Here is a 9,208-nt window from a genome sequence, read left to right as displayed (position 1 = left end):
CGATCGGTTCAAATTACTGCCGTCAATCTTGCAAGCCGGGGGCCGTCCACATATGCAAAATGAACAGCGTCGATCCGCTCGCCTGGCTCTGCCAAACCTTGACCCGCATCGCTCAGGGCAGGCCCGCGTCTGAAATCGAAGACCTCATGCCCTGGAACTTCAGGTCCGACGCCATCGGCTACAGGCTCACACTATGGCGACATGATCCGTGCCCATGAACGCAGCGAAGAGGGCATCACAACGTTCAACGACCGGGGGATCGAAAGCCTGAAGGAGTTCCTCGCCGATATCCGCACCTGGCAAGGAGGTGTTTGGCAGTTCCTTGTCGATGAGCAATGCGGCCAGGGAAAAATCAAACGCATCATGGCATACGAGCCGAAATCATAAGTGCTGCGGCGCTCGCTAAAGGGATAGGGAAGCCCGGCGAGCCGCTCCGATGGACCAATCCTGTAGCAACCCAACCCGCATGAAGCAAGCACGCATCACCTTGCTCAAGCACCAGCAGAATCGTCCGGTCAGGACGGTGCCGCAGCCTAAACCGATCCCGCGGATGGGAGCGCCGGCCGGACCGGCGACCGCGAACACCAAGTTGGTTGGCTGAGCCTGTCCAACGCCATGATGAAGCGGTCACAAAGCGCCGACCTCGAAGAAAACCTTGAGCGTGCCCGACGATAGCACCGACACAGATTGACAAACGTGATTAGAGAACGTCCTGGGAAACGATCGATTCTAAACACCAGGCCGTCATCGGTGGACTTCTTAGGGAGAAGAAATGACGACGGCCTGGGACCGTTGCCGGCATGACATAGCCTGCACGGCCCGTGCTCTCTGTCAATCTGTTTTGGCTAAGGACAGAAACGCGGCGGATGAATTTAAGTGATTGCGAGTGTTGTGGGAATAACCTGGAAGTTTTTCTATTCTCATGGTTCCATTTCTGTGTGGGTTCTACGTCGGTAATCGGGAATTTTCCTGAACGCCTCAGCGATATCTCCAAACCTTGCTATTCCTTTTCCCATCATCATTGCCTTGAGTTTGACGAAAGCCTCGGCCGTGGCGATAGCGTCGCCCAAGGCGGTATGACGCTTGCTCGTGGGCAGGGATATGCCCAGGCGACTGATCAAGGCGTCCAGCGTATGGCTTTCATGCCGCCCGAACATCATGGTGGAGAGGATGCCGGTATCGAGAACCGGATTGCAGAACTGAATGCCGAGGGCTCTTTCACGGCGCTGGAGAAACGCCATATCGAACGGTGAGTTGTGCGCGACGAGCACGCAACCCTCCGCGAATTTGTGAAATTGCTCTACGGCACGGAGAACATCCGGCGCGTCGGCAACCATGGCTTCCGTCACTCCGTGGATCGCCGTCGATGCACTGGAAATACGGCGCCCAGGATTGACGAGTGTGTCGAAAATCTCGCTGAGCATGAGCTTGCCATTCACGATCCGCACTGCAGCAATCTGAACCAGTTCGTCACCCCGCTCAGGAAAGAGACCCGTCGTTTCCGTATCGAAGACGACATAGTTGAGTTCGTCCAAACCCGCATCGGCGATGATTTCCCGGTTCTTGCGGGAAAGCAGGTCGAAGTCGTAAACGACCGCTCGCGGCGCGTTGGAGATGGGGGCGGGGGCGTGCCCGGTCTGAACTGGGCTGTTGATTGTGCCTGACAGTGTTGTCGGCCAACCTTCCGCCTCACACGCCTGGTACCGACGTTTGAGGTCCGCCCAGGCTCCATCGTTTCTGCCAGTCGGCTCCCCGAATGCTTCTGCCGGCCGCGGGGAATTGAACACATCCCGCAAGAGGAGATCTCGCCGGGCGAAGGCGGCAATTTCCTCCGTCACGTCGCGTAGCGTCATGACATACGCGCCCGCATCACCATCATTGTTTTCAGCGAGACGCATACGGCCCGCAAGCCGTCGCGAACCTTTCGCGCAGGTAAATTCGACGACTGTGTCGGGCGCGGCTTGTTCCATGAGACGCCGATGAACGTGGCGGACTTCATGGTCTGCAAGGTAGTCGAACAGGTTGCGATCGAGGCAGATCGGCATATGCGGTGTGCCGAGCATTTGCTGAGCGACACTGTTGTAGAAGGCGATGTGGTGACGACCGGTGCAAAGCAGAATGGCAGGCGGAACATCCGACAGCATCTGCTCCAGCTTCCCCTTGTCGGCAAGCAGCTGCGACGTTTCCCGGGCGACGGTTTCGGCAAGGTCGCTGCGCGCCTGCCTTAGTGTCGCAATGGCTTGCGAAACCGCCCCGGGCAACTCACCCAGATGTTTCGCACCGGTCACATCAATGCTGCCCCCGACGTCCGCGTACGCCCTTGCCTGCATGGCGGCAGCGACGGACTTCACCGGCCGCGCGAAGTATCTGTCGAACAGAACCCAGCTGCAAAGGAGCAGGGCCGCGAATCCAAATCCCATCGCGATGCCCGCCTGTGCGAAGGCATCGTAGACGTTGGATACGCTGGCGCGATGATAGCCGAACCAGATGCCCGTCACGAGGATCGCCAGACAGCCGATCGCCAGGGCAACAAAGAAAAACAGGACGCGTCCGCGAACACCCCAACGCAAAGGTCACTCCCCTGCCGGCGCGCAGGCTGCCTTCAGGCCCGCATCGCCAGGTGTCAGATCAATCCATCTTGCGTTCTTGATCTCGCCGTTCGTCCCGATGGAAATATTCCCTCCAGACAAGTCGGCACGTTTGTTGCCGACGCAATCGAAAACCACCTTCACGATCGAGTTCGGTTGCCAACGCGCCGACAGCAGAATGTCGACTATTCTCTGATCGGGAAAATCCGGGTGGCGCTGGACGGTGCGGGTATCGACAGCGGTGAAGCGCGTGATGACGGGCGCAAGGTACGACCATGGGCGCCAGGGGGCGCTTTCCTCATTGTGCCAGGCGGTGACCACGCCCTCTGGTTGGGCGGCAAGGGCACGGGAGTACCAACTGTATTCACTCCATATCGAATAGCCGAGGATGCCGGCACCTGCGGCGGCTGGCACAAGCCATTTCGGCAACAGCCCGCGCGTGAGGGCGCGCAGGGCCATCGCAATGCCTCCCAATGCGACGCCAGCGACGACTGCGGCGATCAACTCATACAACATGTGGACTTCCTCTATATGGACGCGCTTCCCCGCTGGGCCAGAGCAGATTGCATCGTTCGCACGACGACGAAGGCATCGCGCAAATGGGAGCGTTCAAAGTCACCGAATTCATACGGCGCAAGGTAGTTGTCGGGCTTTTGGCCAGTCTTGATCTGTGCAGCCTGGTTGCGCAACCGGAATTCGGCGATCAGGTCATAGGCGGCCACCAGGTCGCTCGCGCCGGCGCCGGAGATGACTCCCGCGTCTTCGGCGCAGAGCAACCGAGCGCGCGTATTGGCGGGTGAGAGCCGCCCGACCAAGGCATAGACCCGGCCGAGATCGACAACGGGAATCACGCCGTTGTGCTTCATGTCGATCTGGTTGCGGTGCTCGCCCGTGCGCAGGGTAGCAAAGCCGCGCAATAGACCGAGCGGTGGCACGTGTTTCAGGGAGTTGCCGATCATATGGGCGACAAAGATGGAGTTGCGGCTTGCCTGATTGAGCGTTTCGGCCTGGAGATCGCTAAACAGCGCCGCGTTTCCGGCAATCGGGCGCAGGTCGAACATGACGCTTGCAAGCATCTGTGCCATCGGATCGGGTGTATCGATCCAGCCTTGGAAATATGTCCGCCACACGCGCACTGGCTGGCACCAGCGAGGATTGGTCGCCATCATGTCGCCGGGGCAGTAGACATAGCCGCAGGCGTGCAGGCCGTCGCTGACAAAACGCGCAAGGGCGTCGAACCAGGGACGTTGGCTCTCGACGAAGCTGTCGTGAAGGAAGAGGCAATTGTCCTGATCACTTACGCCGGTCTGTTCCTGCCTGCCCTGACTGCCGCATGCGAGCCAGACATAGGGCACCGGCGACGGCCCCAGGGGTTCTTCCGCCAGCTGTATCAGCCGCCGCGTCACCGCGTCGGTAACATCAGTGATCAGCCGTGTGACGACCTCGTGCGGATGGTTGCTGCCGACAAGCTGTGCGAGCAAGCGGGGAATGTGGGCGGTTATCGCGGGCAGACTCCCGGCGGTTTCTGCTTCGACGATGTCCTGAATTATCTGCGTCGAAGAGACCGCCTGAAACCGTGTCAGGTTGGTCTGCGTCAACATGCCGACAAGCGTGTCGCCATGCACCACAGGCAGATGGCCTATATGCTTTTCGAACATAAGATTAAGGACGTCGGAGCCGAGCGCTTCTGCTGGCAGGCCGATCGGATCGCGGGTCATGACGGCGCAAACCGGTGTCGTATCGGGATCGATCCCTTCAGCCAGGACGCGGGTAGAAAGGTCACGGATGGTCAGGATGCCGACGAGGCGCCCATCGTCGACAACGCCCAGGCTGGAAATCCGGCGATCCCGCATGAGACGGGCTGCTTGGCGGATATTGTCATGGGGAGCGCAGGTGATCGGCGGGCTCGACATAAGGTCGGCGACCTTTTGCATCGCCATGTCGCTCCGGCGTGGTTCGGCATGCCGGCCTCGGGCAAAGAAACGCCTGTAGACAGGCTGCTCCTCGAACAATCGCTTGAATTCGTCTGCCGGCAAAAGCAGGAGATGCGTATCGGAAAGGCTGCGGGCCGTCGTGGCGGCGAGTCCATCAGCCAGAAGACCACGTTCGCCGAAGGAATTGCGCGCAAGCAACTGGGAAATGATCGCTCCAGCGGCATCCGTCACCTCGACGGCGCCCTCCATGATCAGGAACACGCCGGGGAGCGGTTCGCCGTGGCTGTATACCGTTTCGCCGCTGCTGCGGGTCTGACAGATGAAACACTGTGCGACGCGGTCGAACTCAGCTCTTGGGAGGCCATCGTAGGGGTGAACGGATTCCAGGAATTTAGCAATGTCAGCCGATGTGGGAGCCATGGCAATCCTGATGGTAAGGCAATCTGGGTAAGGGAAGGCGGGCTTCGAGCCCGCCTTCCTCTGGCGTCTGGTTAGTGACCGGTCGCTGCAGCCGCGCCGCGCGGGACGCGGATGGACTCGACGAGATCCTGCACATGTTTCGGTGGTGCTGCCGTCATCGCCGAGATGACATAGGCGACGGCGAAGTTGAGCAGTGCGCCGATCGGGCCGAAGGCCGTAGGGGGAATGCCGAAGAAATAATTCTCCGGCACGTTCTCCAGCATGTTCGTCCCTGCGACAAAGAACCAGCCCAGATAGGTGAACAGGTAGACGCAGGTGACGATCAGGCCGACGAGCATGCCGGCGGTCGCCCCGGCAGAGTTGATGCGCTTCGAGAAGATGCCCATCATCAGAGCCGGGAAGATGGTGGCCGCGGCAAGGCCGAAGGCGAGCGCCACGGTCTGGGCGGCGAAGCCCGGGGGGTGGAGGCCAAGGAGCGTTGCGATCAGGATCGCACCGGCCATGGCGATACGTGCTGCCATCAACTCGTTCTTTTCCGAAATGTCAGGCTTCAGCCAATCCTTGATCAGGTCATGGCTGATCGCGGAGGAAATGGCCAGAAGCAGACCGGCGGCCGTTGATAGCGCGGCGGCGAGACCGCCGGCAGCGATGAGGCCGATCACCCAGCCCGGCAGCTGCGCGATTTCCGGATTGGCCAGAACGAGGATGTCGTTGTTGATCGTCAGCTCGTTGCCACTCCAGCCCCGCTCGGCAGCCTTGGCGGCAAAGCTTTCGGACTTGTCGTTGTAGTACTGGATACGACCGTCGCCGTTCTTGTCCTCGAACTTCAACAGGCCGGTGACTTCCCAGTTCTTCATCCAGTCCGGGCGCTCGTCGTAGAGAACCGCCTGCTGCTGCGTGCCGGCGGGGAAGATCGTGTTGATGATGTTGAGGCGTGCCATCGCACCTACGGCCGGGGCCGTCAGGTAGAGAAGCGCGATGAAAACGAGGGCCCAGCCGGCGGACCACCGGGCATCAGCGACCTTTGGAACGGTAAAGAAGCGGATGATCACGTGCGGCAGGCCGGCGGTGCCGATCATCAGCGAGAGCGTGAACAAGGTCATGTTGAGCATGGAACCTTGCCCGGTGTAGGCACCGAAGCCGAGATCGGTCACAACCTGGTCGAGCTTCTGCAGCAGCGGTAGGGATGATTCCGTGTGGGTGCCGAACAGGCCGAACCACGGAACGGGATTGCCGGTCAGCTGGAGCGAGATGAAGACTGCCGGAATGGTGTACGCGATGATCAACACGACATACTGAGCGACCTGGGTATAGGTGATACCCTTCATGCCGCCGAGCACGGCATACACGAAAACGACCGCTGCTGCGATCCACAGGCCGGTGGAGGCCTCCACTTCGAGGAAGCGCGAAAACGCGACGCCGGCGCCGGTCATCTGGCCGATAACATAGGTTACAGAGATGACGATGAGGCAGACGACGGCCACGAGGCGGGCGGACTGGCTGTAGAAGCGGTCGCCGATGAACTGCGGCACTGTGAACTTGCCGAACTTGCGAAGATAGGGAGCAAGCAGGAGCGCGAGCAGGACATAGCCACCGGTCCATCCCATCAGATAGGTGGAATTGACGTAGCCGCCACTGGCGATGATACCAGCCATCGATATGAACGAGGCGGCGGACATCCAGTCCGCAGCGGTGGCCATGCCGTTCATGACCGGGTGGACGCCGCGATTGGCCGCGTAGAATTCTGCTGTCGAGCCCGCGCGGCTCCAGATAGCGATGCCGATATAGAGTACGAAAGACGCCCCCACGATCAGCAGGTTAAGGGTGTACTGATCCATCTGCCTTCCTCACTCCTCGTCGACGCCGTGTTCACGGTCGATCTTGTTCATGTAAATGGCGTAGTAGAAGATCAGCGCGATGAAGATCACGATTGATCCCTGTTGCGCGAACCAGAAACCAAGATCGCTTCCGCCTACCGCAATAGAAGACAGCGCGGGACGTAGCAGGATGCCGAAGCCGTAGGACACGGCAGCCCAGATAGCCAAACAAATGAAAATGACGCGAATATTTGCTGACCAATATGCGTTGGACGAAGAATTTTCCGCCACGATTGTTCCTCCCTTTTCAACATTGCGCCCCCTCGGGAGACGCTCTCTTCTTGCTCCTCCGTCTCCATCTTCCCGTGACAGAGTAGGCAATCGTTAAGGAATACCCTCTCCAGAAGGGGCGGGATATTCGTCATTAGTCGATAGTAGCGGCTTAGGATCGCGCGTGGAGACCTGATTTTGGCTGCCTGCCCGTCATGCGCTTTCCTTTCCTTCTCTATGGTCGACATGATGAAACGCCTTTTCCACGGGTGCAGTTAGCCCGGCGCACTCTTGCTCGCTCGCGGTTGCCGGACCGCCATCGCGACGAGTATCCCTTCACCCGGATTCTTGTCGACAACGCAGCCGACAACGCGCGGATTGCCGGTATCTATCCGGGCGATGTTTCGTGCAGCGGGCACCCCTGAGCAGAGCGAATCTTGAAACGGAGCGCAGGATTGGTGGGCTAGGTGCCGTGTAAGCTCGCCTTTCGCGATGCCACGACCTCAAGATCGCGTCGCCGTCCGTTTTCGTCGATGCATCGGCCTTTAGAAGCTCCAACGCCGAGGTCGTGAGGTTCGCGTCGACTTCGAGGGTTTCCGCGGGCACTACACCTTCCATGACGAATTGGTCGGCCGCCATGCGCACATCATTCTCGGTTCGGGCTTCCTTATGGAGGAGGTTTGGTGGGCTGAAGCGACCCCGTACACAAGAAACCTCTTCGGCGAAACCCTGCGCGATCCCTGCAATATGCGCCGCCATGAAGGCGGGAGCGGTGGCGCGATTCTGCGCGAAACTAAGACAAGTGACAAACATGGGCGCTCCTGGGTCGATTCGATTCGGGATTGTCATTCGGACACGCCAGCCAGTGCTCGATGCCGACAACCCCTCGGCGAGTGGACGCTTCGTCGCGAAAGGCAGCCGCCATGACGGCCTATGACAAAAGATGCAACGCCTGCGTGCGCGGGCGCTGCTGCTGAGCGCCCGCGATTGCATTTCCAGCCAGTGCTTGAAACGGCCAAGGGTCTCCGCCGCGCGGTGTCACGCGGCATGACCCAGTTTTTCAAGTTCGTAACGAAGCGTGCCGATAAGGCCGCCGAAGTTCGTGATCTTCTCCTGATTGGGAATCAGCAGGTGGGTAAAGGAGAGGATGCACGGGATGCACGCACACGCAGCCGCGCAGCGTGAGGATCACCGGACTCCCTCCGACGATGTCCTCTTTGACGCTGCCGCCTTCGACAAGACTTTGCAGACGCGCGATTTCGTGTTTCACCGACGCCCATGTTTCGTGGCTTGGACGGCAAGGCCGACGTCGCCATGCACCGTGACTAGCACGACAGGAATGCCTATGTGCTTGCGAACTATGGAACTGAGCAGCGTTATGTCATCCATACTCGGCATGCGTGTGTCGGTGACGATCTTGACACGGTCTGCTCGTTTGGCCCGAAAAACATAAAGCGAGCCGTTGAACGGATCGCTGCTGGCACCCCGCACCAGCGACAGCAAACTGTCCGGCCCTTTGCGGAAGTCGATGGGGTGACTGGCGAGGAAGACCTTTACACCTGCGGGGATCATGCCGAGCGAACTGCCCGGATGACACGCTGCAGATGAGCGTCGTCCACATCAGCGGGAGCGCGCACGACGACATCGCCAATCAGAACTTTGATTATCGCACCGGCGGCAGATGGCGTGACTGCCTTATGACCGCTCGGCGCTACGTTATTCTTGCGAGAGCCCAGGGCGGCGTGACGCCAGCCAAACAGTTGTGACGGATGGATATCAAGCCGACGGGCGATCGCTGAGACGCTCGAGCCAGGCTCGAGTGCCTCTGCAACTGCACGCGCTTTAAAACCGTCCGACCAGCACCGGCGAAGCTGTCGAGGTGCGCCCACAAATCGGTTCGCAACAGCCTCGATCATAAGGAAAGTTCTAGTTCCAGAGCTAGGCGCAGACATAGAAGCTCACAGCAGATCATCGTGTCCGCTACTGATACTCGACCGCTAAGCTGCTTCGCCAGATGGGGTCTGCTTGTCGCTTATGTGCAAAGTTTTGAGATGCTTGATGGCGCGTTGTATGGGTTTGATGAGGGAGCATGCGTCCATGACGCGTTCGCCCTCCGGTTTCACGGGCGAGAGGCGAGCCAGCAGGCCACCTCCGTCCCAAGTAAAGCGCGGCGATGGCC

At 59.7% G+C, this 9,208-nt stretch carries 9 protein-coding genes; 2 read left to right on the top strand and 7 right to left on the bottom strand.

The window, feature by feature from the left end; all coding sequences use genetic code 11:
- Together P9A16_RS21665 and P9A16_RS21660 are read left to right on the top strand one after the other, a co-directional pair.
- A partial coding sequence (locus tag P9A16_RS21665) for a transposase domain-containing protein (protein ID WP_278025928.1) occupies nt 1-218 on the top strand: 218 nt, incomplete at its 5' end.
- A complete protein-coding gene (locus P9A16_RS21660) occupies nt 202-387 on the top strand; it encodes a hypothetical protein (protein WP_024271631.1) in 186 nt (61 codons plus the stop codon). The genes P9A16_RS21665 and P9A16_RS21660, both read left to right, overlap by 17 nt.
- A gap of 533 nt (nt 388-920) precedes the next feature.
- Here the strand turns inward: P9A16_RS21660 and P9A16_RS21655 are convergent.
- From P9A16_RS21655 to P9A16_RS21625, 7 genes are all read right to left on the bottom strand, one after another.
- Nucleotides 921-2,570: a 3'-5' exonuclease gene (locus P9A16_RS21655; RefSeq protein ID WP_024271630.1), complete on the bottom strand. Its 1,650-nt coding sequence runs from the start codon at nt 2,568-2,570 to the stop codon at nt 921-923.
- 3 nt (nt 2,571-2,573) lie between these two features.
- Nucleotides 2,574-3,104, bottom strand: a complete 531-nt coding sequence (locus P9A16_RS21650) for a hypothetical protein (RefSeq protein ID WP_023516421.1) — start codon at nt 3,102-3,104, stop codon at nt 2,574-2,576.
- Between the two features lie 11 nt (nt 3,105-3,115).
- Nucleotides 3,116-4,942: a DUF294 nucleotidyltransferase-like domain-containing protein gene (locus P9A16_RS21645; protein WP_024271629.1), complete on the bottom strand. Its 1,827-nt coding sequence runs from the start codon at nt 4,940-4,942 to the stop codon at nt 3,116-3,118.
- 71 nt (nt 4,943-5,013) lie between these two features.
- Nucleotides 5,014-6,780, bottom strand: coding sequence for a sodium:solute symporter family protein (locus P9A16_RS21640; protein ID WP_024271628.1), 1,767 nt, complete (start codon nt 6,778-6,780; stop codon nt 5,014-5,016).
- Nucleotides 6,781-6,789: 9 nt separating this feature from the next.
- Nucleotides 6,790-7,050, bottom strand: a complete 261-nt coding sequence (locus tag P9A16_RS21635; protein WP_024271627.1) for a DUF4212 domain-containing protein — start codon at nt 7,048-7,050, stop codon at nt 6,790-6,792.
- Between the two features lie 1,245 nt (nt 7,051-8,295).
- On the bottom strand, nt 8,296-8,601 hold the full coding sequence (tnpB, locus tag P9A16_RS21630; RefSeq protein ID WP_023514630.1) for an IS66 family insertion sequence element accessory protein TnpB: 306 nt from the start codon (nt 8,599-8,601) through the stop codon (nt 8,296-8,298).
- A complete protein-coding gene (locus tag P9A16_RS21625) occupies nt 8,598-8,945 on the bottom strand; it encodes a transposase (protein ID WP_130521635.1) in 348 nt (115 codons plus the stop codon). The genes tnpB and P9A16_RS21625 overlap by 4 nt, the downstream gene beginning before the upstream one ends.
- Between the last annotated feature and the right edge of the window lie 263 nt (nt 8,946-9,208).

Origin of the sequence: Shinella sp. 838 (assembly GCF_029623935.1) — a bacterium.
Classification (GTDB): domain Bacteria; phylum Pseudomonadota; class Alphaproteobacteria; order Rhizobiales; family Rhizobiaceae; genus Shinella.
Note: the sequence above shows the minus strand (reverse complement) of the source record. Positions and strands in the feature narration are given on the sequence as shown.